Origin of the sequence: Caulobacter sp. UNC358MFTsu5.1 (assembly GCF_000712075.1) — a bacterium.
Classification (GTDB): domain Bacteria; phylum Pseudomonadota; class Alphaproteobacteria; order Caulobacterales; family Caulobacteraceae; genus Caulobacter.
The window spans coordinates 134,736-161,056 of sequence record NZ_JONW01000005.1 but is presented as its reverse complement, the minus strand read 5'-3'; the positions used below and the strand labels follow the sequence as shown (position 1 = coordinate 161,056).

The 26,321-nt window shown below is 68.9% G+C and carries 22 protein-coding genes; 17 read left to right on the top strand and 5 right to left on the bottom strand.

All coding sequences use genetic code 11. The features are described 5' to 3' along the window. Positions 1-78 precede the first annotated feature (78 nt). From iolC to BR39_RS0102845, 8 genes are all read left to right on the top strand, one after another. The gene (gene iolC / locus BR39_RS0102880) at positions 79-2,004 is read left to right on the top strand and encodes a 5-dehydro-2-deoxygluconokinase (RefSeq protein ID WP_029907524.1); all 1,926 of its coding nucleotides are present in this window, start codon (positions 79-81) and stop codon (positions 2,002-2,004) included. Beyond that, entirely contained in the window at positions 2,004-3,851 is a 1,848-nt protein-coding gene (gene iolD, locus BR39_RS0102875; protein ID WP_029907522.1) for a 3D-(3,5/4)-trihydroxycyclohexane-1,2-dione acylhydrolase (decyclizing), read from the top strand. The genes iolC and iolD overlap by 1 nt, the downstream gene beginning before the upstream one ends. 6 nt (positions 3,852-3,857) lie before the next feature. Further along, entirely contained in the window at positions 3,858-4,757 is a 900-nt protein-coding gene (gene iolE, locus BR39_RS0102870; RefSeq protein ID WP_029907521.1) for a myo-inosose-2 dehydratase, read from the top strand. A 4-nt stretch (positions 4,758-4,761) separates the two neighbouring features. Continuing rightward, the gene (iolB, locus tag BR39_RS0102865) at positions 4,762-5,568 is read left to right on the top strand and encodes a 5-deoxy-glucuronate isomerase (RefSeq protein WP_029907519.1); all 807 of its coding nucleotides are present in this window, start codon (positions 4,762-4,764) and stop codon (positions 5,566-5,568) included. Between the two features lie 26 nt (positions 5,569-5,594). After that, the gene (locus BR39_RS0102860; protein ID WP_029907518.1) at positions 5,595-7,091 is read left to right on the top strand and encodes a CoA-acylating methylmalonate-semialdehyde dehydrogenase; all 1,497 of its coding nucleotides are present in this window, start codon (positions 5,595-5,597) and stop codon (positions 7,089-7,091) included. 213 nt (positions 7,092-7,304) lie between these two features. Beyond that, a complete protein-coding gene (locus BR39_RS0102855) occupies positions 7,305-8,651 on the top strand; it encodes an MFS transporter (RefSeq protein ID WP_029907517.1) in 1,347 nt (448 codons plus the stop codon). A gap of 2 nt (positions 8,652-8,653) precedes the next feature. Beyond that, positions 8,654-9,457, top strand: a complete 804-nt coding sequence (locus BR39_RS0102850; protein WP_029907516.1) for an inositol monophosphatase family protein — start codon at positions 8,654-8,656, stop codon at positions 9,455-9,457. An 87-nt stretch (positions 9,458-9,544) separates the two neighbouring features. Beyond that, on the top strand, positions 9,545-9,766 hold the full coding sequence (locus tag BR39_RS0102845; protein ID WP_029907515.1) for a hypothetical protein: 222 nt from the start codon (positions 9,545-9,547) through the stop codon (positions 9,764-9,766). Here BR39_RS0102845 and BR39_RS0102840 read toward each other — a convergent pair. Next, positions 9,763-11,784 carry a TonB-dependent siderophore receptor gene (locus BR39_RS0102840; RefSeq protein WP_156035557.1) on the bottom strand — a complete coding sequence of 674 codons (2,022 nt, stop codon included), beginning with the start codon at positions 11,782-11,784 and terminating at the stop codon, positions 9,763-9,765. The genes BR39_RS0102845 and BR39_RS0102840 overlap by 4 nt on opposite strands. Before the next feature lie 120 nt (positions 11,785-11,904). On the opposite strand from BR39_RS0102840, the gene BR39_RS0102835 reads away from it, so the two are divergent. From BR39_RS0102835 to tpiA, 5 genes are all read left to right on the top strand, one after another. Continuing rightward, positions 11,905-12,231 carry a PepSY domain-containing protein gene (locus BR39_RS0102835; RefSeq protein ID WP_029907512.1) on the top strand — a complete coding sequence of 109 codons (327 nt, stop codon included), beginning with the start codon at positions 11,905-11,907 and terminating at the stop codon, positions 12,229-12,231. After that, entirely contained in the window at positions 12,228-12,896 is a 669-nt protein-coding gene (locus BR39_RS0102830; protein ID WP_197026661.1) for a response regulator transcription factor, read from the top strand. The genes BR39_RS0102835 and BR39_RS0102830 overlap by 4 nt, the downstream gene beginning before the upstream one ends. Before the next feature lie 10 nt (positions 12,897-12,906). Then, a complete protein-coding gene (locus BR39_RS0102825) occupies positions 12,907-14,268 on the top strand; it encodes a sensor histidine kinase (RefSeq protein WP_029907508.1) in 1,362 nt (453 codons plus the stop codon). Positions 14,269-14,498: 230 nt separating this feature from the next. Beyond that, the gene (locus tag BR39_RS0102820; RefSeq protein WP_051695114.1) at positions 14,499-16,976 is read left to right on the top strand and encodes a TonB-dependent receptor; all 2,478 of its coding nucleotides are present in this window, start codon (positions 14,499-14,501) and stop codon (positions 16,974-16,976) included. 79 nt (positions 16,977-17,055) lie between these two features. Beyond that, positions 17,056-17,820 carry a triose-phosphate isomerase gene (tpiA, locus tag BR39_RS0102815; protein WP_029907505.1) on the top strand — a complete coding sequence of 255 codons (765 nt, stop codon included), beginning with the start codon at positions 17,056-17,058 and terminating at the stop codon, positions 17,818-17,820. Positions 17,821-17,853: 33 nt separating this feature from the next. On the opposite strand, the gene BR39_RS0102810 is transcribed toward tpiA, so the two are convergent. Together BR39_RS0102810 and BR39_RS0102805 are read right to left on the bottom strand one after the other, a co-directional pair. Continuing rightward, entirely contained in the window at positions 17,854-18,135 is a 282-nt protein-coding gene (locus BR39_RS0102810; RefSeq protein WP_029907504.1) for a PepSY domain-containing protein, read from the bottom strand. Positions 18,136-18,333: 198 nt separating this feature from the next. Beyond that, on the bottom strand, positions 18,334-20,403 hold the full coding sequence (locus tag BR39_RS0102805) for a glycoside hydrolase family 65 protein (RefSeq protein ID WP_029907503.1): 2,070 nt from the start codon (positions 20,401-20,403) through the stop codon (positions 18,334-18,336). A gap of 173 nt (positions 20,404-20,576) precedes the next feature. On the opposite strand from BR39_RS0102805, the gene BR39_RS0102800 reads away from it, so the two are divergent. Then, positions 20,577-20,897 (top strand): alpha-amylase family glycosyl hydrolase, encoded by a 321-nt coding sequence (locus tag BR39_RS0102800; RefSeq protein ID WP_081916614.1) that lies wholly within the window; start codon positions 20,577-20,579, stop codon positions 20,895-20,897. Between the two features lie 95 nt (positions 20,898-20,992). Here BR39_RS0102800 and BR39_RS0102795 read toward each other — a convergent pair whose 3' ends face one another. After that, positions 20,993-23,155, bottom strand: coding sequence for a catalase (locus tag BR39_RS0102795; RefSeq protein ID WP_081916484.1), 2,163 nt, complete (start codon positions 23,153-23,155; stop codon positions 20,993-20,995). Between the two features lie 47 nt (positions 23,156-23,202). Beyond that, entirely contained in the window at positions 23,203-23,742 is a 540-nt protein-coding gene (locus tag BR39_RS0102790) for a hemerythrin domain-containing protein (protein WP_029907499.1), read from the bottom strand. Positions 23,743-23,942: 200 nt separating this feature from the next. Here BR39_RS0102790 and BR39_RS0102785 point away from each other — a divergent pair, with 200 nt between their 5' ends. The 3 genes from BR39_RS0102785 (at position 23,943) to BR39_RS0102775 (ending at position 26,309) form a co-directional block, all read left to right on the top strand. Continuing rightward, positions 23,943-24,287 carry a CsbD family protein gene (locus BR39_RS0102785; protein ID WP_029907498.1) on the top strand — a complete coding sequence of 115 codons (345 nt, stop codon included), beginning with the start codon at positions 23,943-23,945 and terminating at the stop codon, positions 24,285-24,287. A 214-nt stretch (positions 24,288-24,501) separates the two neighbouring features. Next, positions 24,502-25,089 (top strand): SRPBCC family protein, encoded by a 588-nt coding sequence (locus BR39_RS0102780; RefSeq protein ID WP_029907497.1) that lies wholly within the window; start codon positions 24,502-24,504, stop codon positions 25,087-25,089. A 29-nt stretch (positions 25,090-25,118) separates the two neighbouring features. Beyond that, on the top strand, positions 25,119-26,309 hold the full coding sequence (locus BR39_RS0102775) for a zinc-dependent alcohol dehydrogenase (protein WP_029907496.1): 1,191 nt from the start codon (positions 25,119-25,121) through the stop codon (positions 26,307-26,309). Positions 26,310-26,321 lie beyond the last annotated feature (12 nt).

Here is a 26,321-nt window from a genome sequence, read left to right as displayed (position 1 = left end):
TATTGCAAGCGTTCCAGAGTTAGAATATGCGTTACATATCGCCGGTGGGAAGCCGGCTCCAAGTGACGTGGAACTGGCATGGCGCAGGACGCTAAAACTCTCGATCTGATCGCCGTGGGCCGTTCCAGCGTGGATCTCTACGGCCAGCAGATCGGCGGCCGGCTGGAGGACATGGCCTCCTTCGCCAAGTACCTGGGCGGCAGCCCGACCAACACCGCTTCGGGCGGGGCGCGCCTGGGCCTGAAGACCGGCCTGCTGACGCGGGTCGGTGCCGACCACATGGGCCGGTTCATCCGCGAACAGCTGGCCCGCGAGGGCGTCGACGTGGCCGGGGTGCTGACCGACGCCGAGCGCCTGACCGCCCTGGTCGTCCTGGGCATCCGCGACCGCGACACCTTTCCGCTGATCTTCTATCGCGAGAACTGCGCCGACATGGCGCTGGAGGCCGGCGACGTCGACGAGGCCTGGTTCGCCCGGGCCGGCGCCGTGTTGATCAACGGCACGCACCTGTCCCAGCCCAACGTCTACGCGGCCAGCCTGAAGGCGGCCAAGGCGGTCAAGGCGGCCGGCGGCCGAGTGGCCTTCGACATCGACTACCGCCCGGTGCTGTGGGGCCTGACCGGCAAGGACGCCGGCGAGAACCGCTTCGTCGAGAACCAGGACGTCACGCGCAAGCTGCAGGAGGTGCTGACCCTCTGCGACCTGATCGTCGGTACCGAAGAAGAAATCCACATCCTGGGCGGCACGACCGACACCATCGCCGCCCTGCGCGCCATCCGCGAGCGGTCCGGCGCCCTGCTGGTCTGCAAGCGCGGTCCGGACGGTTGCGTGGCCTTCCCGGGCGCCGTTCCCGATACGCTGGACGAAGGCGTCAGCGCCCGCGGCTTCCGGGTCGAGGTGTTCAACGTGCTGGGAGCAGGGGACGCCTTCATGGCCGGCTTTCTGCGCGGCTGGCTGCGCGGCGAGCCGGTCGAGACCTGCTGCGAGTGGGGCAACGCCTGCGGGGCCATCGTCGTCTCGCGCCACGGCTGCGCCCCGGCCATGCCGACCTGGATCGAGCTGGAGCAGTTCCTGGGCGAGCGCGAGCGGCCGTTCCGCCTGCGCGAGGACGCCGACCTGGAGCACACCCACTGGGCCACCACCCGCGAGGGGGTGCACGACGAACTGACGGTGCTGGCCATGGACCATCGCAGCCAGTTCGAGGACCTGATCGCCGAGACCGGCGGCGACGCCGCGCGCATCCCGCACTTCAAGACCCTGGCCCTGCGCGCCGTCGAGGCGGTGGCGGGGGGCGACGATCGCTTCGGCGTGCTGCTGGACGGCCGATTCGGCTTCGACGCCCTGGCCCAGGCGGCCGATCGCCCCTACTGGATCGGTCGTCCGATCGAGCTGCCCAAGTCGCGGCCGCTGGAGTTCGAGAGCTCGGCCGACGTGGCCACCGAACTGGCCGAGTGGCCGTTGAACCACGTGGTCAAGTGCCTGGTCTTCTATCATCCCGACGATGAGATCGCGCTGCGCGAGCGCCAGGAGCGCCAGTTGCTCCGGCTGTTCGACGCCTGCCGCAAGACCCGCCACGAGCTGCTGGTCGAGGTGATCCTGCCAAAGGGCATGGACACCGACTCCCACACCGTGGCCCGCGCCATTCGCCGGCTCTACGCCATCGGCGTGCGCCCCGACTGGTGGAAGCTGGAGCCCGTCGCCGACCCCGCCGCCTGGCGCGAGATCGAGAGCGCGGTCAACGAGAACGACCCGTTGTGCCGCGGCGTGGTGCTGCTGGGCCTGTCCGCCCCCGAGGCCGAACTGCTGGCCTCGTTCGAGGTCGCCGCGCGCTTCCCGATCATCAAGGGCTTCGCCGTCGGCCGGACCATCTTCTACGATGTGGCCCGCGACTGGCTGAGCGACCGTCTCGACGACGACGCGGCCGTGCGGGCGCTGGCCGGCAAGCTGACGGTCCTGGTCGAAGCCTGGCGCCGAGCGCGCGCCGCTGGGGAGAAGGCCGCGTAATGGCTACTGTTCGTCTCACCGCCGCCCAGGCGACCGTCCGCTGGCTGAGCCGGCAACATGTCGAGACCCGCCAGGGCGTCGTCCCGTACTTCGCCGGGGTCTGGGCGATCTTCGGCCACGGCAATGTCGCCGGCCTGGGCGAAGCCCTGCATGGCGTCCGCGACGTGCTGCCCACCTGGCGGGCCCACAACGAGCAGGGCATGGCCCATGCCGCCATCGCCTACGCCAAGCAGTCGCGGCGCGAGCGGGCCATGGTCTGCACCAGCTCGATCGGCCCGGGCGCGACCAACATGGTCACCGCCGCCGCCCTGGCGCACGTGAACCGCCTGCCTGTGCTGTTCCTGCCCGGCGACGTCTACGCCAGCCGCCGGCCCGATCCGGTGCTGCAGCAGGTCGAGGACTTCGGCGACGGCACGATCAGCGCCAACGACTGCTTCAAGCCGGTGTCGCGCTATTTCGACCGCATCGTCCGGCCCGAGCAGATCCTCGACTGCCTGCCGCGCGCCCTGGCCACCATGCTGGATCCGGCGACCTGCGGACCCGCGACCCTGGCCTTCTGCCAGGACGTCCAGGCCGAGGCCTTCGACTATCCGGAAGCCTTCTTCTCCAAGCGCGTCTGGCGCATCCGCGCGCCGCAGCCGGACCCGCGCGAGCTGGACGATCTGGTCGCCCTGATCAAGGCCGCCAAGACGCCGCTGATCGTGGCCGGGGGCGGGGTGCTGTACGCCCGCGCCGAGGCGGCCCTGGCGGCCCTGGCCTTCGACACCGGCGTGCCGGTGGCCGAGACGCAGGGCGGCAAGGGCGCGCTGGTCTGGGATCATCCGTGCAACCTGGGCAGCGTCGGCGTCACCGGCTCGTCGGCCGCCAACGCCGCCGCCGAGGCGGCCGACCTGATCGTCGGGATCGGCACGCGGCTGCAAGACTTCACCACCGGCTCGCGGGCGCTGTTCGGCGCGCCGGGCCGTAAGCTGGTGCAGGTCAATGTCGCGCCGCACGACGCCCACAAGCACGGCGCGGTCAGCGTGGTCGGCGACGCCGGCGCGGTGATCTCCGCCCTGGCCGAGCGGCTGGACGGCTGGAAGGCCCCGGCCGCCTGGATGGACGAGAGCGTGGGACGCGTTGCCGGCTGGGACGCCATCTTCGACGCCGCCACGGCGCCGGACGAGCGCGCCCTGCCGACCGACGCCCAGGTGCTGGGCGCGGTGTCGCGCGCGGCGTCCGACGATGCGGTGGTGGTCTGCGCGGCCGGCGGCCTTCCCGGCGAGCTGCACAAGCTCTGGCGCACCAAGCAGCCTGGCGGCTATCACGTCGAATATGGCTTCTCGTGCATGGGCTACGAGATCGCCGGCGCGGTGGGCGTGAAGATGGCCGCGCCGGACCGCGAGGTCCACGTTATGGTCGGCGACGGCAGCTATCTGATGCTCAATTCCGAGCTGGCCACCTCGGTCATGCTGGGGACCAAGCTGATCGTCACGGTGCTCGACAACCGCGGCTATGGCTGCATCAACCGCCTGCAGGCCGCGACCGGCGGCGCGCCGTTCAACAACCTGCTGGCCGACACGGTCCACCAGACCTTGCCCGACATTGACTTCGCCGCCCATGCCGCCAGCCTGGGCGCGCGTTCGGAGAAGGTCGCCAATCTCGCGGCGCTGGGGGCGGCGCTGCAACGCGCCAAGGCCAGCGACCGTAGCTATGTCGTGGTGATCGACACCGACCCGATGCCGACCACCGAGAGCGGCGGCGCGTGGTGGGACGTGGCGGTGCCCGAGGTCTCGATGCGCCCCACGGTGAACGCGGCCCGCGAAACTTACGAAAACAAGATCAAGCAACAGCGTACGGGAGACTAGATGCCCATGACCATCCGTTTCGGCGTGAGCCCCATCGCCTGGATCAACGACGACATGCCCGAGCTGGGCGGCGACACGCCGCTGGCCAGCGTACTGGCCGACTGCCAGGCGATCGGCTTCGAAGGTGTCGAGCTGGGCGGGGTGTTCCCGCGCGATCCAGCGGTGCTGAAGCCGCTGCTCGACAGTTACGGCCTGTCGCTGGTCGGCGGCTGGTACAGCGGCAATCTTCTAGTTCAGTCGGCCGACGAGGAAATCGCCGCCCTGCAAAAGCACCTGGCCTTGCTCAAGGCCATGGGCAGCACCGTCTTCGTCCACGCCGAGACCAGCAACGCCATCCACGGCGACAAGTCCAAGGCCCTGTCGGCCACGCCGCGCCTCGACGCCGAGGGCTGGAAGGAGTTCGGCGCGCGCCTGACCAAGGTGGCCGACTACATCCAGTCCCAGGGCCTGAAGTTCGCCTACCACCATCACCTGGGCACCGTGGTCGAGCGGCCCGAGGACCTGGAGGCCTTCCTGGCCAACACCGGTCCGTCGGTGGGCCTGACCGTCGACACCGGCCACGCGGCCCTGGGCGGGCTGGACCCGGTGTCGATGATCCGCAGCTATCCGCACCGCGTCGCCCACGTGCACTGCAAGGACATCCGCAGCGAGGTGTTCCGCAAGGTGATCTCGCGCGGCGGCGGCAGCTTCCTGGACGGCGTGCTGGCCGGCATGTTCACCGTGCCCGGCGACGGCTATCTGGACTACGGCGCGGTGATGCAGGCCCTGGCCGAGATCGGCTATTCGGGCTGGATCATCGTCGAGGCCGAGCAGGATCCCGCCGTCGCCAACCCGCGCGAATACGGCGAGATCGGCCTGGCGACCCTCAAGAAGGAAGCCGCCGCGGCGGGCCTGAAGGCGGCGTGAGGTCATGACCAACCTTCTCGTCCGCCCCCATGCGCCCGACGCCTCGGGCGCTGTGCTGGAAGTCACGCCGCGAAGCGCCGGCTGGAGCCACGTCGGCTTCAAGGTCGTCACGCTGGAGCCCGGCCAGCGGTTCGAGGGCGGCGACGCCGCCCGCGAGACCTGCCTGGTCGTGATGAGCGGCAAGGCGGCGGTGACCGTGGCCGACGAGGCGTTCGGCGAGATCGGCGGCCGCGCCAGCGTGTTCGAGGACGCGGCCCCCGGCGCGGTCTACGCCCCGGCCGGCGCGGCGTTCAGCGTCACGGCGGTCACGCCGGTGGAGCTGGCCCTGTGCTCGGCGCCGGCCAAGCCCGGCCTGCCGCCCCGCCTGATCGCGGCCGGCGACATGCCGCGCGAGGTGCGCGGGCAGGGGACCAACGTCCGGCACGTCCGCAACATCCTGCCCGAGACCGCGCCGGCCGAAGGGCTGCTGGTGGTCGAGGTCATCACCCCCGGCGGCCACTGGTCCAGCTATCCGCCGCACAAGCACGACACGGCGACCGACGGCGAGGAGACCGCGCTGGAGGAGACCTACTATCACCGCCTGAACCCGCCGCAGGGCTTCGCCTTCCAGCGCGTCTACACCGACGATCGCAGCCTGGACGAGACGGTCTGCGTGCAGGACGGCGACGTGGTGATGGTGCCGCGCGGCTACCACCCGGTCGGGGCCCCGCACGGCTACGACCTCTACTACCTCAACGTCATGGCCGGCCCGCACAGGAAGTGGATCTTCCGCAACGACCCGGCCCACGACTGGATCGCCCGCAAGAGCTGATCCGGTCTCCCAAGGAAGGACGACCCATGCGTAGCATTCCCCATTTCGTCGGCGGTCGCGCCGTCGAAGGCGCCTCCGGCCGCTTCGGCGACGTCTTCGATCCCAACACCGGCCAGGTCCAGGCCCGCGTCGCCCTGGCGACCAAGGGCGAGCTGGACGCGGCCGTCGCCAACGCCGCCGCCGCCCAGCCGGCCTGGGCCGCGACCAATCCCCAGCGCCGCGCGCGGGTGATGTTCGAGTTCGTGCGCCTGCTGAACGCCAACATGGACGAGCTGGCCCACCTGCTGTCGTCCGAGCACGGCAAGGTCATCGCCGACGCCAAGGGCGACATCATGCGCGGCCTGGAGGTGATCGAATTCGCCTGCGGGATCCCGCACCTGCTGAAGGGCGAATACACCCAGGGCGCCGGGCCGGGCATCGACGTCTATTCGATGCGCCAGCCGCTGGGCGTGGTGGCGGGCATCACCCCGTTCAACTTCCCGGCCATGATCCCGATGTGGATGATGGGACCGGCCATCGCCAGCGGCAACGCCTTCATCCTCAAGCCGTCCGAGCGCGATCCGTCGGTGCCGGTGCGCCTGGCCGAGCTGCTGCTCGAGGCCGGCCTGCCGCCGGGGATCCTCAACGTCGTGCACGGCGACAAGGACTGCGTCGAGGCCATCCTCGACCATCCGACCATCAAGGCCGTCAGCTTCGTCGGCAGCTCCGACATCGCCCAGTCGGTGTTCTCGCGGGCCGGCGCCAACGGCAAGCGGGTGCAGGCCATGGGCGGGGCCAAGAACCACGGGATCGTCCTGCCCGACGCCGACCTCGACCAGGCGGTGGCCGACATCATCGGCGCCGCCTACGGCTCGGCCGGCGAGCGCTGCATGGCCCTGCCGGTGGTCACGCCCGTCGGCGAGAAGACCGCCGTCGCCCTGCGCGAGAAGCTGGTCGCGGCGATCGGCGGGCTTCGGGTCGGGATCAGCACCGACAAGGACGCCCACTACGGCCCCGTGGTCAGCGCCGCCCACAAGGCGCGGATCGAAAGCTACATCCAGATGGGCGTCGACGAGGGCTCGGAGCTGGTGGTCGACGGCCGCGGCTTCACCCTGCAAGGCCACGAGGACGGCTTCTTCGTCGGCCCGACCCTGTTCGACCACGTCAAGCCGAGCATGCGATCGTACCAGGACGAGATCTTCGGCCCGGTGCTGCAGATCGTCCGCGCCGAGAGCCTGGCCGAGGCCATCCAGCTGCCCTCGCGCCACCCGTACGGCAACGGCGTGGCGATCTTCACCCGCAACGGCGACGCCGCTCGCGAATTCGCCGACCAGGTCGAGATCGGCATGGTCGGGATCAACGTGCCGATCCCCGTGCCGGTGGCCTATCACAGCTTCGGGGGCTGGAAGCGCTCGGGCTTCGGCGACCTCAATCAGTACGGCCTGGACGGCGTGCGGTTCTACACCCGCACCAAGACCGTGACCCAGCGCTGGCCCAAGGGCGGCGCCGTGCTGGACCAGAGCTTCGTCATTCCGACGATGTGACTTCGGGCTCCTCCCCCGGACGGAAGCGCTCCTGCGTGCGCTGAACTGGGCCTCGAACCTCACGGGTTCGGGGCCTTCTTTTTGGGTGTTCCAAATCGTTCTCGAAGTAGAAAAAATCTTCCATTCAAAATCGAAATGAAATAGTCTGTTCGAATGAAGGTCGATGACGACGCCGCTCGAAGCGTCGCGGGGGACCGGGGAGACGATCCGCACATGAGCGCCTTGCTGAAGTTCTTCGCGCCCGGTCCCGACGCGCCGCTGCTCGGCGACAAGGGCATGATCGACACGCTCTACAAGCGCCATCGCTTCCGGATCATGGTGGCGATCACGCTCGGCTACGGACTGTCCTACACCTGCCGCCTGGCCCTGGGCATGGTCAAGAAGCCGCTGATCGACGCCGGCGTGTTCTCGCCCACCGAGCTGGGCCTGATCGGCTCGGCCCTGTTCTACACCTACGCCTTCGGCAAGCTGACCAACGGCTTCCTGGCCGACCACGCCAACATGAAGCGCTTCTTCGCCTTCAGCGTGCTGATCTCGGCGATCGCCAACATCGGCATGGGTTTTTCGACCACCGTGGCGTTGTCGGCGGTGCTGTGGGGCCTGAACGGCTGGTTCCAGAGCTTCGGCGCGCCGGCCGGCGTGGTGTCGATGACCCAGTGGTTCTCCAACCGCGAGCGCGGCCGCTACTACGGCATCTGGAGCACCGCCCATTCGATCGGCGAGGGCCTGACCTTCGTGGCGGTCGGCGGCGTCGTGGGCGCCTTCGGCTGGCGCTACGGTTTCTGGGCCCCGGCCTTCGTCGGGATCCTGGTGGCGATCGGCAGCTACTTCCTGATCCAGGACCGCCCCCGCACCCTGGGCCTGCCGCCGGTCGCGGACTGGCGCAACGATCACTGGCAGGCCGAGAAGGCCAAGTCGGCGGCCGGCAGCACCTTCAAGACCCAGCTGCAGATCCTGAAGATCCCCGCGGTCTGGGCCCTGGCCCTGTCGTCGGCCCTGATCTACGTGACCCGCTACGCGATCAACAGCTGGGGCGTGCTCTATCTGCAGGAGGCGCGGGGCTATTCCCTGGCCCAGGCCGGCGGCATGCTGATGATCAGCACCCTGGCCGGGATCTTCGGCGCCATCGGCTACGGCTTCATCTCGGACAAGCTGTTCAACGCCCGCCGTCCGCCGGCCAACCTGCTGTTTGGCCTGATGGAGCTGGCGGGGCTGGCCATCATCTTCTACGGCCCCAACACCTATCCGGTGCTGATCGCCGGCATGGTCCTGTTCGGCCTGGGCATGACCGCGCTGGTCACCTCGCTGGGCGGTCTGTTCGCCACCGACATCTGCCCCAAGCGGGTGGCCGGCGCGGCCATGGGCCTGATCGGCGTGTTCAGCTACATCGGCGCCGCCATCCAGGAGCAGGTCAGCGGCGCCCTGATCGACAAGGGCATGCGCGTCGTCGACGGCGTGCGCCACTACGACTTCGGACCGGCCATCCTGTTCTGGATCGGCGCGTCGGTCCTGTCCCTGACCCTCGCCACCAGCCTGTGGCGCACGAAACTGAGAGATTGAGCGTGAGCCAGCCTTCCCCCCTGATCCAGACCATGATCCGCGCGGCCCGCGCCGCCGGCGACCGCCTGAAGCAGGACTTCGCCGAGATCGCCACCCTGGAGATCAAGCACAAGAACGGTCCGGCCGACCCCTTCACCATCGCCGACGTCCGCGCCGAGCAGACCGTGAAGACGATCCTCGCCGAGGCTTATCCGGACTATGGCTTCCTCGGCGAAGAGGGCGGCGTCGTGCCGGGCGCCGACGCCTCGCACACCTGGATCTGCGACCCGCTGGACGGCACCGCCAATTTCCTGATCGGCCTGCCGATCTGGGCCGTGAACATCGCCCTGGCCCGCGACGGCGAGGTGATCGCCGGCGTGACCTACGTGCCGATGCTGGACGAGATGTTCCGGGCCGAGGTCGGGCAGGGCGCCTGGCTCAACGACCAGCCGATCAAGGTCTCCACCCGCCAGGGCCTGGAGCAGGCCGTGCTGGGCGTGGGCATTCCCTTCATGGGCAAGCCGCGCCAGGCGCAGTTCCACGCCGAGATGAAGCGCCTGACCGACCGGGTGTCGGGCGTGCGCCGCCTGGGCGCGGGGGCCGTCGACATGGCCTATGTCGCCTGCGGCCGCTTCGACGCCTACTGGGAGCAGAGCGTCAGCGCGTGGGACATGGCGGCGGGCGCGGTCATCGTCCGCGAAGCCGGCGGCGTGGTCACCGACACCCTGGGTCGGCCGCTGGACCTGATGAACGGCACGGTCCTGGCCGTGACGCCGCAACTGAGCGCGGCTCTGTTGCACGAACTGAGGCCGGTCGAGACCGCCTGACGTTCTTACATCTGTAAGCAAACCGCTGTACCGAGCGCCGACCCCGGCCGCTCGTCGATCCCGCATGCGCCAAGAGGACCGATCGCCATGCTCGACCTTGTCACCGTCACCGCCGAAGAGTTCGCCGACCTGCGCGCGAGCCTTCCGGCCATCACCGACCGCTATCTGTTCGACGTGTTCGGGATCAGCGAGTTCACCTGGGTGAAGCTGCGCAAGGGCCTGCCGGTCAAGCGCTCGACCCTGGAACGGGCCTTGGCCAAGCGCGAGCGCTGGCGGGCGATGGGCGGGGCGGCGCGCAAGGCGGCCTAGCCGCCGAACGACCGCTGCAGGGTCACGCCGGCGAACGCTCCGTGATCCATGCTCCGGGTCTCGACACGCTTCAGCGGCGCCCCGCCGCGCAGGCCCGCATACTGTTCGCGCCGGCGGTCCACCGCGCCGCTGGTCAGGTTGTCGACCTCCAGACGCAGATTCCAGGCGGGGGCGGGGCGCATCTCGAGAAAGGCGGACCAGCGCGCGGCGACCTTGTCGGTCCGCACTTCGTCGAAGCGATACTCCCGCTTTTCCTCGCCCATCACCGCGTCGACGCCCCACCGCATGCGGCGGGCGGGCAGGTCCTGGGTGAAGTGCAGGGCGCCTTCCAGGGCAGGTTCGTCCGACAGGCCGCGCCGCGCGCCGGTGGCGGGATCGACGACACGGCTGCGACGCGCGACGACGTCGGCCTTCAACAGACCGCCGGGGATCAGGACATCCAGCGGCAGGCTGAGGTTCAGGGCGATCTCGTCGCGCGTGGCGTGGCCTATATTGCCCGGCGCGTCGAAGGCGTAGCCGGGGCCGACGATCGGCACGCGGTCGATGGCGTCGGTGATCTCGTCGTGCCGGGCGGTCAGCACGATCGCGCCGGCCTGTCCGAAGCGCCGTTCCCAGGTGGCGGCCAGTCGCCAGGTCTTGTCCGGCTCGAGATCGGGATTGCCGGCGGTCACCGTGTTGGAGGTCAGGGAGGTCGAGCTGACGAAATCCTCGAAGTCCAGCTGACCCACGCGGCGCTCCAGTTCGAACCGCAGCTGGTGACGCGCGTCGCGGGCCCAGGTCACTTGCAGGCGAGGCTTGGGGTAGAGGAAGGTCTTCTCCATCTGGCTGTCGCCGGTCTGGCGCAGGCGCGAGGCCTCGACGCGGGCGCCGGCCTCGATCGTCAGCGCCGGGCGCGCGCGCCAGGTCGCCGTGGCGAAGGCTTCGCTCCGCCGTTCCTCGACCCGGACATTGGCGGAGGGCAGGGCGATCGCCTGGCCGTTCTCCTCGAGCGCCGAGCGGCTGTCGAGGCTGTTCAGCGCCGCCTCTCCGCCCAGCTCCAGGGTGACCGTCGCGGCGTCCCGGCGCAGCAGGACGCGGGCGATGGTCTCGTCGGCCTCCGACGACAGACGGGTCGTCGAGGTCTCCGTTCCCTCGACCGCATGGTCGCCGGCCCGCGTGCGGGTGGCGTGGCGCAGGGCTTGCGCCTCCAGGGTCCAGCGCGAGGACACGGGGCGCTCGAAGCGGCCGCCCAACTCGGTCTCCTGGACATGCTCGCGTTCGACCACGGCCTCGACCGACGCGTCGGGCGCGCGCTCGGTTTCCAGGATGTCCGCGCGCGTCTTCTCATTCCTCAGATTGGCGTCCAGCCGCAGTTTCCCGCCCAGCGCCCGGCGCTCGTAGCCCACCGCCGTTTCGGCCACGCGGGCGCCCTTGTCCTCGCGATAGAGGGCGTCCCGCTGGAGGGTTCCGTCCGGACGCGTCCGGATGAGCGGACCCTGACCCTTCTCGTCGTCGACCGTGCGGCCGATCGAGGCCGACAGCTCCAGCAGCCGGTCGCCGCGTCGCCGCGACACCTCGCCGGCCAGGCGCGGGGCGATGACGCCGTCGGGGTGGAAGGCGCTCGACGCCTCCAGCCGGCCGCGAGTCGTGGTTTCGCGCACCCGCACGACATTGGCGATCAGGCCCCGGCCCTGCATGTCGACGCCCGCGGCGCCGGCGCGGATCAGTTCGACGCGAACGACCGAGCGGGCGGGTATGCGGCGCAGGATGGTCTCCAGGCTCTCGGACTTGCTGGTCGGCCGCTGGCCGTCGATCAGGACGTTGCCGGTCGCGCCGGAAAAGCCGCGCATGTCGCTGTCGCCGCCGTCGAAGCCGAAGCCGGGGAGGCGGCTGACCATGTCGAAGGCCGAATAGGGCTGGGCGTCGGCGAAATAGGCGGCGGGGTAGGGCGTGACCGCGTCCTGGGCCGCCTGGGCCTGGGTGACGGCGCCCGTCGAAATCAGGCCGGCCGCCAGAACGGCGAAGGATCTTGCGGTCATGTCGGTCTTCCCCACGCGGCCCTTCCGCGTCCCTGGAGAAGCTTTGTCTGTGCGCGCCTGACATCCGGCCGTTGCGGTTCGTCAGGGCGGTGTCAGGATGGCCATGGAATCCTGGGCCCCATGAAACCGCACCTCACCTCACGCCTCGTCGCCGTCCTGGCCCTGTCGCTCGCCGCCGCGGTCCCCGCCGCCGCCTGGGCGGACGACCACAAGAGCAAGGACCACGAGGCCGCGCGCACCGCCCTGGCCCGGGGACAGGTGCTGCCGCTGACCCGCATCCTGGCCATCGCCGAACAGCGCGCCCCCGGCGACGTGCTGAAGGTCGAGCTCGAGGACGACGACGGCAAGCTGGTCTACGAGGTCAAGATCCTCGGCCGCAACGGCCGGGTCCGCGAACTGGACATCGACGCCCGCACCGGGACGGTGCTGAAGATCGAGAACGACTGATGCGGGCGCTGGTCGTCGAGGATGATCCCGTCGTCGGGCCCGACCTGGTCAAGGCGCTGAGCGCCGCCGGCTTCGTGGTCGACCTGGCGCGCGACGGCGAGGACGCTTCGTTCAAGGGCAGCGTCGAGGACTACGCCGTCGTGGTGCTGGACCTGGGCCTGCCGCGCCTGGACGGCCTGTCGGTGCTGCGCCGCTGGCGGGCCGACGGACGGGCCTTTCCCGTGCTGATCCTGTCGGCGCGCGGCGACTGGACCGAAAAGGTCGAGGGGATCGAGGCCGGCGCCGACGACTACCTGGCCAAGCCGTTCGAGATGGGCGAACTGCTGGCGCGGCTGCGCGGCCTGGTGCGTCGCGCGGCGGGCCGGGTGTCGCCGGTGATCGAGATCGGTCGCCTGGCGCTCGACACCCGGCGGATGTCGGCGACCATCGACGGCGCGCCCGTGCGGCTGTCGCCGCTGGAGTTCCGCCTGCTCGACTGCCTGGCCCACCAGCCGGGGCGGGCGGTGTCGGCGGGCGAGCTGGCCGAGCAGCTGTACGGCGTGGCCGACAGCGGCGACGCCAACGCCATCGAGGCCCTGGTGGTGCGGCTGCGGCGCAAGGTCGGGCCCGAGGTGATCGAGACCCGCCGGGGCTTCGGCTACCAGCTGGGCGGCGCGACCGCATGAAGGTTCGCCCGTGAAGGCCGGCTCGCTCCGTCTGCGCCTGATCCTCGGCGGAGCCATGGCCGTCCTGGTCGCGCTGGCCGTGGCCTGGCTGGCCATGACCTGGCTGTTCGAGCGCCACATCGAGCGCCGCGAGACCGACGAACTGACCCGCGTGGCCCTGAACCTGGTGGCCGGGCTGTCGGTCGATCCGGCCGGCAAGCCGGTGGTCGCCGCCGCGCCCGCCGATCCGCGCCTGGAGACCCCGGCCGGCGGCCTCTACTGGCAGGTGTCGACGGCGGCGGGGGCGGTGCGGTCGCGCTCGCTCTGGGACCAGGCCCTGAAGCCGCCGGCCGAGGCGCCGGCCGAGACCTGGCGCGCGCGGATCGCCGCCGGACCGTTCGACGACCGCATCCTGCTGGTCGAGCGCCGCGTTCGGCCCGACCATGCCGGCCCCGCCGTGCTGGTCCAGGTGGCCAGCGAGGAGAAGGCCCTGCGCGCCGCCCGCGCCGAGTTCGGCCGCGACCTCGCCATCTTCCTGGGCGGGCTGTGGCTGGTGCTGTCGGCGGCGGCCACCGTGCAGGTGGTGCTGGGCCTGTCGCCCCTGACCCGGATCCGCGCCGACCTGGCCCGGCTGCGCGGCAGCCCTTCGGCCCGCATGGCCGATGACCATCCGCGCGAGATCGCGCCCCTGATCGGCGCCATCAACGACCTGGCCCAGGCCCGCGAGGCCGATCTGGCGCGCGCCCGCCGCCGGGCCGGCGACCTGGCCCATAGCCTGAAGACCCCGCTGGCCGCCCTGTCGGCCCAGAGCCGCCGGGCCCGGGCCGCCGGGGCGGTCGACGCCGCCGACGGCCTGGACCGCGCCATCGAGGCCATGGCGGCGGCGCTGGAGACCGAGCTGGCGCGGGCCCGCGCCGCCGCCGCGCGCGAAACCACCCTTCACGCCCAGGCCTCGCCCCTGGCGGTGGCCGAACGCCTGGTGGCGGTGGTCGAGCGCACGGCCGAGGGCGAGCGGCTGATCTTCGACGTCGAGCTCGACGAGACCCTGAGCGCGCCGGTGGCGGAGGACGTGCTGACCGAAATGCTCGGCGCCCTGATCGAGAACGCCGCCCGTTTCGCCCGCCGGCAGGTGCGAGTGGCGGGCGTCGTGACCGACGGCGGGGTGCGCCTGTCCATCGACGACGACGGGCCGGGCATGGAGGAGGGGCGGGCGGAAGCGGCCCTGATGCGGGGCGGACGGCTTGACGAGGCCGGACCGGGCCACGGCCTGGGCCTGGCGATCGTCCGCGATCTGGTCGAGGCCTCGGCGGGCGAACTCAGCCTGGGGCGTTCGGACCTGGGCGGCCTGGCCGTATCGATCCTCTGGAGGGCGCGGGCGGCCGACGTCGTGTAGGGCCGCGGTGAACGACCGTGTTGGAATGAACGGTCGAAATGGATAACTGCACGAAATTTTCTATCTCACTTGCAAAATAGAAAATCTGTTCGTAGTGTCTGGTCGTCGGCCCAGAGCGCCCAATGGCGCCGTTGCGGAGAGTCGGCGAACAGAAGGGGAGGGTGACGACCATGGCATCCAGGAATCTAATTGGCGCGCTGCTGCTGAGCTCCTGCATCGTGGCGCCGTGCATGGCCGCCGCGCAGGAAGCCGCCACCACGACGGTCGAAGAAGTCGTGGTGACCGGCCAACGCGCCTCGGATCGCGACTCGCTGCTGAAGAAGCGGGACGCCGTCAGCGCCGTCGAAGTCGTTTCGGCCAACGACGTGGGCAAGCTGCCCGACCAGAACGTCGCCGAAGCCGTCCGTCGCCTGTCGGGGGTGTCGGTGGCCACGGACAAGGGTGAAGGCCGCTACCTGATCATCCGGGGCATCGAGCCCAACCTGGCCAACGTGACGATCAACAACCAGACCGCCTCGGCGCCCGAGCCGGAGTCGCGGAACGTCAAGCTGGACGACATCCCCTCGGCCCTGATCGGCTCGGTCACGGTGATCAAGTCGCTGACGCCGGACCTCGACGCCAACGCCATCGCCGGCCAGGTCGACATCAACACCCTGACCGCCTTCGACCGGAACAAGAACATCCTCAGCGCCCGCATCGTGCGCGGCACGTTCGAGGCCACCGACGCCAAGGGCACCGAAGGCGACGTCTCGGTCGGCGGCAAGTTCGGCCCCGATCGCCAGTTCGGCCTGGTCCTGGCCGGCAACTATTCCAAGCGTCCGTCGGTGTCGGACGACGTGCTGGCCGGCAGCCGCCAGATCGTCGGCGGCGTCGACCTGCCCGCCGAACTGGACATGCGTTCGTACAGCCCCGCGGTCCGCAAGCGCTCGGGCGCGGTGGCCAACTTCGACTGGCGGCCGAACGACGACGTCAAGCTGTACGCCCGCCTGATGTATTCCAAGTTCGACGACAACGAGACGCGCGATCGCTTCCGCTTCTTCTTCCCGGGATCGGCCGGCAGCTATTCCTCGCTCAACGCCGACGGCGGGGTGATCACCTCGACGACCGCGCGGCACCTGGTGCGTCTGCGCAACGAGATCACCGACACCACCACCCTGGCCTTCGGCGGCGACTTCAATGTCGGCAAGGGCGTGCTGACCGTCCAGGGCACCCACGCCCTGTCGGAGAAGAAGGACCCGATCCGCGACGAGTTCGACTACCGCTCGACCGGAACCCTGACCGGCGCCTTCACCGGCACCGTGGGCCTGCCCGACAGCCTGACGGCCGGAACCTCGGCCCTGGCGGCCAGCACCTACAACCTGCGCCAGTACAAGCAAGTCAGCCGCCGCGCCGAGGAGAACCTCAACCAGGCGCGGGTCGACTACAAGCTGCCGATGGACGCCTGGGGCGAGGGCAGCTACCTGAAATTCGGCGCCAAGTACCTGGATCGCGACAAGTTCACCGACGCCAACGGCCACGTCTATACGCGCGGCAACGGCGAGACCCTGGTGGGCGAGACCGACGCGACCATCCCCACCGTCTACAAGGGTCGCTTCGCGTTCGGCCCGACCGTCGACTACAATTTGGCCCGAGCCTATTTCGACGCCAACAAGGGGCTGTTCACCGACTCCGCCACCGATCGCCTGATCGAGACCCTGGGTTCGGACTTCAAGGTCGTCGAGAAGATCACCGCCGGCTACGGCATGGCCAGCGTGACGCGGGGCGACCTGACCGTCATCCCGGGCGTGCGGGTCGAGCACACCGAGGGCAAGACCTCGGCCATCGCCGTGACGCCGACCTCGACGGTCAACGACACCTACAACCAGTTCGGCGCGTACGACTACACCGACTGGTTCCCCAGCGTGAACCTGAAGTACAACATCTCCGAGCGCCTGCTGACCCGCGCCGCGGTGACCACGGCTCTGGGCCGCCCGAACTACGCGGACCTGGCGCCGACCCTGGCGGTCAGCGCCGCCGACAACGAGGTCACGCTCGGCAACCCCGACCTGCAGCCGCAGAAGGCCGTCAATTTCGACGCCTCGCTGGAATACTACTTCGCCGGTGAAGGCGGCATCTCGCTGGGCCTGTTCCACAAGCGGATCGAGAACCCGATCTTCTCGTCGACGGTCACGGAGAGCGGCACCTTCGGCGGCGTGGCCCTGGTCAACGCCGACGTCACCCAGATGACCAACGGCGACAAGGCGCGGGTCACGGGCCTGGAGTTCAACGTCCAGAAGCCGCTGACCTTCCTGCCGTCGCCGTTCGACGGCCTGGGCGTGAACTTCAACGCCACCCTGGTCGACGGCAAGATGAACGTGCCGGACCGCTCGCGGAAGATCCAGCTGCCCAACCAGTCCAAGCGACTGGCCAGCGCCCAGCTGTACTACGAGAAGTACAACTTCTCGGCCCGCCTGGCCTACACCTACCGCTCGGCCTACCTGTTCGAGCTGAACACCGGCGACGCCACCGGGGCCAGCGACATCTATTTCGACAAGGTCACCACGCTCAGCGCCCGCGTGGCCTATCGGATCAACAAGGTCGAGATCTTCGCCGAGGGCAACAACCTCAACGACGCGACCGACTACTACTACTACCAGACCCGCAGCCGCTTCGCGGAGTCCGAGACCTACGGCCGCTCCTACCGCTTCGGCCTGTCCTACACCTTCTAGACCCCGCGCGAGGCCCGGGCGTCCCCGTGACGTCCGGGCCTTGTCACGTCCGCTCTTCCCCGACATCGAGAGACGACCCATGGCGATTTCGACGCCCGCTTCGTCGCGCCTGGTGGCCGGCAACTGGAAAATGAACGGCGGTCCCGACCCGTTGCGGGAAGCCGCGACAGTGGCGGCCGCCCTGGCCGGCAAGATCTCCGGGCCGACGGTCGCGATCTGTCCGCCGGCCACGCTGCTGCACAGGGTGTCTGAACAGGTGCGGGGCTCGGGGGTCCTGACGGGCGGCCAGGACTGCCATGTCGAGGCCTCCGGCGCCTTCACGGGCGAGGTCTCGGCCGCCTTGCTGGCCGAGGCCGGCGCGCGGCTGGTGATCCTGGGTCATTCCGAACGGCGCTGGGGACGCGACGAGAGCGACGCCCTGGTGGCGCGCAAGGTCCTGGCGGCCTTCGAGGCGGGGCTCCAGCCGATCGTCTGCGTCGGCGAACGGTGGAACGAGCGCGAGGACGGACGGGCCCTGGAGGTGGTGCGCCGCCAGCTGCGAGGCTCGCTGCCGCCGGTCCCGGCGGGGCGCGCGATCGCGGTGGCCTATGAACCGGTCTGGGCGATCGGCACGGGCGCGCGGGCCTCGGAAGGCGACATCGCCACGATGCATCAGGCGATCCGGGAAGAACTGCTGGACATGGGACCCGACGCCGGCCGGGCGTCGATCCTCTATGGCGGCTCGGTCACGGCCGACAGCGCCGCGGCGATCCTGGCCGCGCCCGAGGTGGGCGGCGTGCTGGTGGGCGGCGCCTCGCTGCGCGCCGACAGCTTTCTGGCGATCATCGCGGCCGCCCAGGGCTAGGGCGCCCGACGCCGAGGCGTCGGGCGCAAGAGATCAGTGGTCGGGTCGCTGGCGAAGGATCGCGCCGTCGGCGGCGACGTCGAGCTCCATGCGTTGGCCGTCACGCGCCACGGCCTCGACGTCGAAGCCCTTCCGGTCGCGGTCCATTTCCAGGATGGTGAAGCCTTGCGCTTCCACCCGTTCGGCGGCGCGCGCAAAGCTGGCGCTCGCGGCCTGGGCTCGCGGTTGGGCGAGGGCGGCGCCGGTCAGGAGCAGCAAGGTCGCGGCGCCGGCGCCCAGGACGACGGCGGGGCGGATCGTGGTCTTCGAAAGCATGGGGAGAACCTTTCTCTGCGGTGGATGACGGGAGAATGGTCCATCGGTCCTGACGTAAGACCTGCGGCGATCGTCAGTGCGGCATCAGCGTTTCGATCGACGTTCTCGTCTTTGCGTACTTTCAGTTTAGGCCGCACGGAGGGCGGCTTCCGGGAGGTGAGCCAATGTCCGCTAATGGCGCAACACCGATGCGACGGATCACAGAGGTTCGAGGCGGGCCCTCTCACCTTGCCGCGCGGACAGCCGGGTCGCCATCCCACGGATCCATAGGCGATCGACCTCAATGGCCGTCCACCCGTCGGGCAGAACCACCTCGCGCTCGATCCACGTCTCGAGCGCATCGGGCCCAGCCCGCAGACCCGTAAACCCGAACAGCAGGCCGGTCAGAAACCCGCCGATGTTGGCGAAGAAGGGCCCTGCCTGCGGCTGTTCGGGAAAACGGTCGGCGCGGTATTCCAAGGTCTGTAGAAACCGTCCGGTGCAGAACTGCCCATAGCCTTCGTCCAGCAGCTTGAGAGCGAGCGGGCGGTCGCCCAGCCGCGCGGCCCAGGCGCCGTAAAGCGCCGAAAGCATCGGGCTGCCGATATAGTCCTGCGCCATCCCCAGATAAAGCTCGAGAGTGGCTTTCTCCTCCGCGGGCGCCAACGGATAGCCGAACGGAAAAAGGCCCATCAGCGGGTCAGGCGTGGCGCCCTTCTCTTCGTCGACGCGATAGGCGTCGTGCGAGATCACCGCCTTGCCGCGCATGGGGATGGCTATGCCTTCGGCGATCTTTTCCCAGGCCGGATCGGCTGGCAGGCCTAGATCGGCCGCGACGCGGATGGCCTTACGCAGCACCACCACGGAGCCCATGTTGGTGAAGGCGGCGTTGTCGACCGGGTTCTCGCGCTCGGCGATGCCCATGGACGCGTTGATGGCATAGCCCTCGCGGGTCCTGGTCACCCGCGTGGTGATCCACTCGCTGACCCCGGCCAGCACCGGCCAGACTTTGGTGCGCAGGAACTCCCGATCACCGGTGACGTCGGCATAAAACGCGAAGGCGCGCGCCACGTCGAGCGAGACATGGTCCTCGTGCCAAGCCGCCGTGCCGGGGAGCGGCGCGGCCTCCTGGCCGCTTGTCGGGGCGCTTTCCCAGGGGAACTGGAGACCGCGGCGGCCCATCAGCTTCGCGTTCTGACGGGCGGCTTCGAGCCGCGAGGACCGATAATCGAGCAGCGCCTCGGCCGCATCAGGCTGGACCATGCACAAGGCCGGGACCGCAAAGGCCTCGATGTCCCACATCACATGGCCAAAATAGTAGTGGTAGTCGTGCCAGGTGGCCAAGCCGAAGATCGAGGTCGAGGCGGGCGACGAGGCATGAACCGAGCTGTTGAGATAGAAGAAGGCCGCGTCAGCCAGTCCCTGCCAGCGGTCTCCGGCGCCCTCCAGGCGGATGCGGCCTTTCCACAGCTCGTTCCAGACCGCGCGGTTCTGCCGGCGGATCTTGTCGAACCCGTCGCTGGCCGCCTTGGCCGCCAGGCGCGCGGCCTGCTGGTCGGGCAGGGCATGGAGGGCCGACGGCACGAGACTGGCGATTTGGCGCAGGCGCACCGTTCGCTCGGCTCGCGCGCGAAAGCCGTACTCAGTGACCAGCCGGTGATCGCGCAACTTCGGATGCGTGGCTTCCCGATCGCCCGCGCCCAGCAGCTCGGTGACGAAGGCGACCCCGCAGGTGGAGAGAGCGCCGGCCGACTCCCAAAGCAAGGTTCCGTCGGTGGCGGGCTCGGGCTCGCCGGGGGTCACACGGCTGTGCCTGAGAGCGCGACCGTCGGCGCCGCTGGCGTCGACGATGGCGCGAAGGCCCAGGCTGCAGGCCTTGTCGAGTTTGACGCTGACCTCTTGGCATACAAGCGTCGGATCGGTGCGGCTGCAGAAAGTCAGGACCTCGACCTGGGCGGTGAAGCCCTCGGCCTGGAACGTGAACCGGCTGGTCAGTTCGCCCGCCGAGAAGTCGTAGACCTGCTGCAGATCGAAGACCTGATGGGGCATGTCCGACAACCAGGCGCCGTCCAGGGCGATGTCCCCGGCGATCGGGTAGGGCGCGACGGCGGCGGCCTCGATCTGACGCTCATAATGCTCGCCGCTATAGCCGCTGAGCAAAGTCATGCCCGTGGTCAGCGGTACGTCACGAACGCGCAGGCCGATGAGGCCGTTGGAGACATAGGCCGGCAACTCTCGACGTCCGGCTCCGACCACGGCGGGTGGGTTGATCGGCCTATACTTGGACATGGGGCCCCCAATTGGCTCGGAGGCTCTAACCGCTGGGGCGCTGGCGTGTTCCACCGCAGTTGCGCCAGCGTTGCAAGGCCGCTGGAGGGTTAGCGACAGGCTCTGGTGATCGAGCGCGACCGCCAGGCGCGGTCGGGTTTGTTGTTCTGGCGCGCCCAAGCTTGGCGCAGGGGATGGCGCCAGAGAAGGCTGTACGCGCCGAAGTATGGTGGAAGTACGCGGTGATCTATCAAATCTACCCGCGCTCGTTCCAGGACACGAACGGGGATGGAATCGGTGACCTCCGTGGCGTGGTGCGCCGCTTTGACTATCTGGTCGATCTGGACGTGGACGCGCTTTGGCTGTCGCCGTTCTATCGCTCGCCGATGCGCGATTTCGGCTCCGACGTACGCGACCACGTGGCGATCGATCCGATCTTCGGCGACATGGCTGACTTCCGCGATCTCGTAGCCGACCGTCGAGAGGTCCGCGTTGATCTGGGTTGGAAACGATGATCGACGGGCGTTCAACGACAGCGGCTAGCGTCCTATCATGCTCTAGGGCTTGCCCCATACGCACGACGGCGCATGGGGCTTCGACGTTCTGACGCCTAGAAGACCTTGCGCACCAGAGGTTCACGCGCCCACACACGTCCCGCTTCGGCCGCCGCGATGAAGTCGGCGATCGAGGCTTTCGGCAGGTTGATCAGCCCGATGTCGGCGTCAGGATTGGCGTCCGACAGCCCGCCCTTGACGAAAAGGGGCGTAGCGGACGGAAGGTAGGCGATGACCTTCAGGTGCCCGAACGCATCGCGTACGAAGTTGACGGCCGTGGCCTCCAACGCCAGCGCCGCGCCCCCTTCGTCCGAGGGCAGCAGCACGACGGCGTCGAACAGCACCGAAGGGCCGCCGTCCACGCGGAAGTCGGCGGGGACGCGTTCTCCGCCCGCCGTCACCACGCCGGTGATCGTCGGGGCGACGATGGCGAGTTTGGCGCCGGCCGCGGCCACCGCCTCACGGACCTGCGCCAGCAGGGCGTCATTCACGCCGTCGGTCACCAGGCAGCCGACCTTTCGACCGATCAACCCCGGGGCGGCCTTGGCGAGGATGCTGAGCGCCGGGGACAACTCCATCTCCGCGGCCGGGACCAATGCTGGCGCGGGCATGATGTCGCCGGCCCGGCCAAGACCGGCCGCCACGCGAAGGGCCAACGTCTCGTCGATATTGGCCAGGCGCGAGAGCATCGCCTCGCGAACGGCGGCCACCTCACAGCGGCTCAACTCGAAGATCAGGGCCGCGACGATGTGATTCCGCTCGGGCTCGGTCTGGCTGAAGAAGAACATCCGGGCCTGGGTGAAGTGGTCGGCGAAGGTCTCTGGCCGCACGCGCAGTTGCTCGCCGGTCTCGGGAGCGGGGAAGGTGCGGTAGCCGGTCTCGAGCGACTCCCGCGCCACGTCCGCGCCGAGGCTGGACGGCTCGTAGTTAACCTGGCCCTTGGGGACGCCCATCTGCATGTGGCCGTCGCGCTGCAGGTTGTGGAACGGACATTTGGGCTGGTTGATCGGGATCTGATGGAAGTTGGGCGAGCCCAGGCGCTTGAGCTGGGTGTCTTGATACGAGAACAGCCGCCCCTGCAGCAGCGGGTCGTTGGTGAAGTCGATGCCGGGCACGACGTGCGAGGCGCAATAGGCGACCTGCTCAGTCTCGGCGAAGAAGTTGTCGGGGTTGCGATCCAGCACCATGCGCCCGACCACCCGCAGCGGGATGACCTCTTCGGGAATGACCTTGGTCGCGTCCAGGACGTCGAAGGGCAGAGCGTCGGCCTGTTCCTGGGTGAAGGTCTGGAGACAGAATTCCCACTCAGGGAAATCGCCGGTGTCGATGGCTTCCCAGAGGTCGCGGCGATGGAAGTCCGGGTCGGCGCCGTTGATCTTGACGGCCTCGTCCCAGACCACCGACTGGGCGTTCAGCTTGGGCCGCCAGTGGAACTTGACGAAGGTCGAGGCTCCGGCGGCGTTGACCAGCCGGAAGGTGTGGACCCCGAAGCCCTCCATCATTCGATAGGAGCGCGGGATCGTCCGGTCCGACATGATCCACATGATCATGTGCATGCTCTCGGGCGTCAGCGAGATGTAGTCCCAGAAGGTGTCGTGCGCGGTCTGCGCCTGCGGGAACTCCCGGTCGGGATCGGGCTTGGCCGCATGGATCAGGTCGGGGAACTTGATCGCGTCCTGGATGAAGAACACCGGGATGTTGTTGCCGACGAGATCGAAGTTGCCCTGCTGGGTGTAGAACTTAACCGCGAAGCCGCGCACGTCGCGGGCCAGGTCCATCGAGCCCTTGTTGCCGGCGACGGTCGAAAAGCGGGTGAAAACGGGGATGCGTTCGCCGGGCCGCTGCAGGAAGTCTGCGCTGGTGACGTCGGCCGCCGAGTCCAGGCACTCGAAGAACCCGTGCGCGGCCGAGCCGCGGGCATGGACCACGCGCTCGGGAATGCGCTCGTGGTCGAAGTGCATGATCTTCTCGCGCAGGATGAAATCCTGCAGGAGAACCGGGCCCCGCGCGCCGGCCTTCAGCGAATTCTGGTTGTCGGCGATCGGCACGCCTTGGTTGGTGGTCAATTGGCTTGCCGGTTCGCCGGCCTGCTGGTGCAACTCGCCGCCCGGCGCGACCAGGGTTTCGCCGACGGCGCCGTTGCGGTCCTGGGCGCCGTTCGCGGGGGACGTGGGGTTCGCCGGGGACTTGGGGATGGTCTTCGAGGGGCTCTTGGCCATGGGATGTCCTTCGAGCGCGGGCGCTCGTCATGAAAGGGAAGGGGCGTTCAGGCCAGGACCGGAGGGACGGCGAGCAAAGCCATCAGTTCGGCCTTGCGGGCGGCGAGCTTGGCGCCCAGGGCGTCCAGATCGATCTTGGTCTGGCGCACCTCGGGGAAGAGCTCTTCCTCTTCCTCCTTGACGTGGTGGCGGACCTGCTCGCCCAGCACCTTGACCTTGGCGTCGTAAAGCGGCTGGCCGGGGGCGCCGGCCTCGATCTGGGCGATCAGGGTCTTGGCGCCCATGTGTTCGACAATGGCCTCGTCGATGAGGTCGCCGTCGCCGGTCTCCTCTCGGGCCGGGGGATAGAAGAATTCTTCCTCGATCTGGGCGTGCACTTTCAGCGCCAGGCAGATCTTGTCAGCCAACGCCTTCTTGGCCGCGTCGTCGGTGAGGGTTTCGTATTCGTCGAAATAGTCATCGACTTCTCGATGGTCGGCGATAAGCAGGGAGATGGCGTCCGGTCCGGCGGTCCTGGGCGCGGCGGCGGCCTTGGTGGCCGCGCGCGTCGATGTCTTCCTGGCTTTGGTCTTAGCCGTGGTGGCCATGGGGCGAGTTCCGATTGGGAGAGGCCTCATCAACCGACTCCCCGGGGCCGCCGTTCCGACGATCCCGTAACGGCCCATCAAATGATGCTCCTCGCCACCGTCCACGAACGCCGCGTCAAGCCTCCCAGGAACAAGCCGTGACGGCGGGGGTTTGAGGAGGGCTCGCGATCAAGCGGGCGTCGAACCAGCGGGAGCCGGTGATGAACGAGCAAGTGACGGGCGTGGCGAACCAAGGCGTGGGACGCGTCCAAGACGCCGTTGGCGGCCTGACCGGCAATGCCGATCTCCAGGCCAAGGGCAAGGTCAGGGAAGCGGTCGGCTCGGTGCAGCAGGCCTTCGGCGAGGCCAAGAGCACCGTCAAGGATGCGTTCGAAGACAGACTGGATGGCGTCCGGAGCCAGGTCCACGAACAGCTCGATGCGGTCGAGACCTACGTCTTGTCAAAGCCTTTGCCCGCGGTGGCGATCGCCGGGGCCATCGGCATTGTCGTGGGTCTTCTCCTGCGTGGTCGCAGCAAGACGATCTATCTTCGCGACGCGCGCTGATCCTCAACGCCGTCATGATGATCTACGCCCTCGGAACCCGGTTCCGAGGGCGTTTCCTATGGCGTGACGCAGAGGCATGGCCTGAGCGTCGCGAGGCGGCCACGCCGTCCGATCGCATCGCTCGGTCGGCTGAACGACATAGCAAGTCTTTGACTTCACTATAGGAACGGGCGTGGTCGCGGGCGGTTGTCAGCGGGCAGGAGGAACATCCCCAATGTCCGACGAGACCATCGCCCGCGCGCTGGAAAGCGATGCGCCGCTGACCGCCGCCGTCCGCCAGCGCGACGTCGCCCACGCCGTCGCCGAGGAGCACGACTGGCATGCCGCCGCCCTGGTAGGCCGCACCATCACCATCAACCGCCCACGCGCGGAGCTCTACGCCTTCTGGCGCGACTTCCGGAACCTCGCCCTGTTCATGGAGAACGTCGAGAGCGTCACGCCCGGTGAGGGCGGCCGTTCCCATTGGGTGGTCAAGGCCCCGGCCGGCAAGACCGTCGAGTGGGACGGCGTCCTCACCGAAGAGGTCGAGAACGAGGCCCTGGCGTGGGAGTCCGCGGAGGGCGCGGATATCAAGAACGCCGGCCGTATCGAATTCCGCGACGCTCCGCCGGGACGCGGCACGGAGGTCACCGCCACCATCGTCTACGAGCCGCCCGGCGGCGATCTCGGCAAGCTGATCGCCAAGCTCTTCCAGAAGGAGCCGAAGATCCAGGCGCGCCGCGAGCTTCGCCGCTTCAAGCAGCTGATGGAGACCGGCGAGATCTCGACCGCCAAAGGCCCCGACGCCGCGCCGCAAGGCTGACCCCGAACCCTCATTTGATGGAGACGCGCATGCGCGCCCTGACCTGGCACGGCAAACACGACGTCCGGATGGACACGGTTCCCGACCCCAAGATCGTCAATCCCCGCGACGCGATCATCAAGATCACCTCGACCGCCATCTGCGGTTCGGACCTTCACCTCTACGACAGCATGATCCCGTCGATGGAGAAGGGCGACATCCTGGGACACGAGTTCATGGGCGAGGTCGTCGAGACGGGACCCGGCTCGACCTTGCAGAAGGGCCAGCGCGTCGTGGTTCCGTTCGTGATCGCCTGCGGCAAGTGCTTCCACTGCGAGAAGCAGCAATTCTCAGGCTGCGAGAACTCCAATCCGGCCGAGACCCAGGATTTGGGCGAGATCGCCTACGGCACGGCGATGACGGGGCTGTTCGGCTATTCGCACATGACCGGCGGCTATGCCGGCGGTCAGGCCGAATATGTCCGCGTGCCCTATAGCGACGTGGGCCCGATCGTCATTCCCGACGGGCTGGAGGACGACAAGGTGCTGTTCCTGTCGGACATCCTGCCCACCGGCTGGATGGCGGCCGAGAACTGCCAGATCGAGCCGGGCGACACCGTGGCGGTCTGGGGCTGCGGCCCGGTCGGCCTGTTCGCGATCCAGAGCGCCTTGATTCAGGGCGCCCACAAGGTGATCGCCATCGACCACCATCCCCACCGCCTGGAGCTGGCCAAGTCCCTGGGCGCCCAGGTGATCAACTACCATGACGTCAAGGTGCGCGAGGCCCTGATGGCCATGACCGGCGGCATCGGCCCGGACGCCTGCATCGACGCGGTCGGCATGGAGAGCCACGGCTTTTCGATCGACAATGTCGTCGACGCGGTCAAGGTCGCCACCCGCCTGGGCACCGACCGCGCCCACGTGCTGCGCGAGGTGCTGATGGCCTGCCGCACCGGCGGCCGGGTCTCTGTGCCCGGCGTCTACGGCGGCATGGGCGACAAGATCCCGATCGGCGCCCTGATGGAGAAGGGCCTGCAGATTCGCACCGGCCAGACCCACGTCCACAAATACCTGCGTCCGCTGCTGGATCTGATCGGCGAGGGCGTCATCGACACCACCTTCCTGATCAGTCACCGCCTGCCGCTGGAGAGCGCTCCGGACGGCTACAAGATGTTCAAGGAAAACCAGAACGAGGTGACCAAGGTCGTCCTGAAACCCGACTGGCGGAAGCAAGCGGCGTGATGATCGAGGAGC

What these genes read in the sequence shown, in the direction of transcription:
- iolC (WP_029907524.1), top strand. Translation starts at nt 79, where the DNA reads ATGGCGCAGGACGCTAAAACTCTCGATCTGATCGCCGTGGGCCGTTCC.
- iolD (WP_029907522.1), top strand. Translation starts at nt 2,004, where the DNA reads ATGGCTACTGTTCGTCTCACCGCCGCCCAGGCGACCGTCCGCTGGCTG.
- iolE (WP_029907521.1), top strand. Translation starts at nt 3,858, where the DNA reads ATGACCATCCGTTTCGGCGTGAGCCCCATCGCCTGGATCAACGACGAC.
- iolB (WP_029907519.1), top strand. Translation starts at nt 4,762, where the DNA reads ATGACCAACCTTCTCGTCCGCCCCCATGCGCCCGACGCCTCGGGCGCT.
- BR39_RS0102860 (WP_029907518.1), top strand. Translation starts at nt 5,595, where the DNA reads ATGCGTAGCATTCCCCATTTCGTCGGCGGTCGCGCCGTCGAAGGCGCC.
- BR39_RS0102855 (WP_029907517.1), top strand. Translation starts at nt 7,305, where the DNA reads ATGAGCGCCTTGCTGAAGTTCTTCGCGCCCGGTCCCGACGCGCCGCTG.
- BR39_RS0102845 (WP_029907515.1), top strand. Translation starts at nt 9,545, where the DNA reads ATGCTCGACCTTGTCACCGTCACCGCCGAAGAGTTCGCCGACCTGCGC.
- BR39_RS0102840 (WP_156035557.1), bottom strand. Translation starts at nt 11,784, where the DNA reads ATGACCGCAAGATCCTTCGCCGTTCTGGCGGCCGGCCTGATTTCGACG.
- BR39_RS0102835 (WP_029907512.1), top strand. Translation starts at nt 11,905, where the DNA reads ATGAAACCGCACCTCACCTCACGCCTCGTCGCCGTCCTGGCCCTGTCG.
- BR39_RS0102820 (WP_051695114.1), top strand. Translation starts at nt 14,499, where the DNA reads ATGGCCGCCGCGCAGGAAGCCGCCACCACGACGGTCGAAGAAGTCGTG.
- tpiA (WP_029907505.1), top strand. Translation starts at nt 17,056, where the DNA reads ATGGCGATTTCGACGCCCGCTTCGTCGCGCCTGGTGGCCGGCAACTGG.
- BR39_RS0102810 (WP_029907504.1), bottom strand. Translation starts at nt 18,135, where the DNA reads ATGCTTTCGAAGACCACGATCCGCCCCGCCGTCGTCCTGGGCGCCGGC.
- BR39_RS0102805 (WP_029907503.1), bottom strand. Translation starts at nt 20,403, where the DNA reads ATGTCCAAGTATAGGCCGATCAACCCACCCGCCGTGGTCGGAGCCGGA.
- BR39_RS0102800 (WP_081916614.1), top strand. Translation starts at nt 20,577, where the DNA reads ATGGCGCCAGAGAAGGCTGTACGCGCCGAAGTATGGTGGAAGTACGCG.
- BR39_RS0102795 (WP_081916484.1), bottom strand. Translation starts at nt 23,155, where the DNA reads ATGGCCAAGAGCCCCTCGAAGACCATCCCCAAGTCCCCGGCGAACCCC.
- BR39_RS0102790 (WP_029907499.1), bottom strand. Translation starts at nt 23,742, where the DNA reads ATGGCCACCACGGCTAAGACCAAAGCCAGGAAGACATCGACGCGCGCG.
- BR39_RS0102785 (WP_029907498.1), top strand. Translation starts at nt 23,943, where the DNA reads ATGAACGAGCAAGTGACGGGCGTGGCGAACCAAGGCGTGGGACGCGTC.
- BR39_RS0102780 (WP_029907497.1), top strand. Translation starts at nt 24,502, where the DNA reads ATGTCCGACGAGACCATCGCCCGCGCGCTGGAAAGCGATGCGCCGCTG.
- BR39_RS0102775 (WP_029907496.1), top strand. Translation starts at nt 25,119, where the DNA reads ATGCGCGCCCTGACCTGGCACGGCAAACACGACGTCCGGATGGACACG.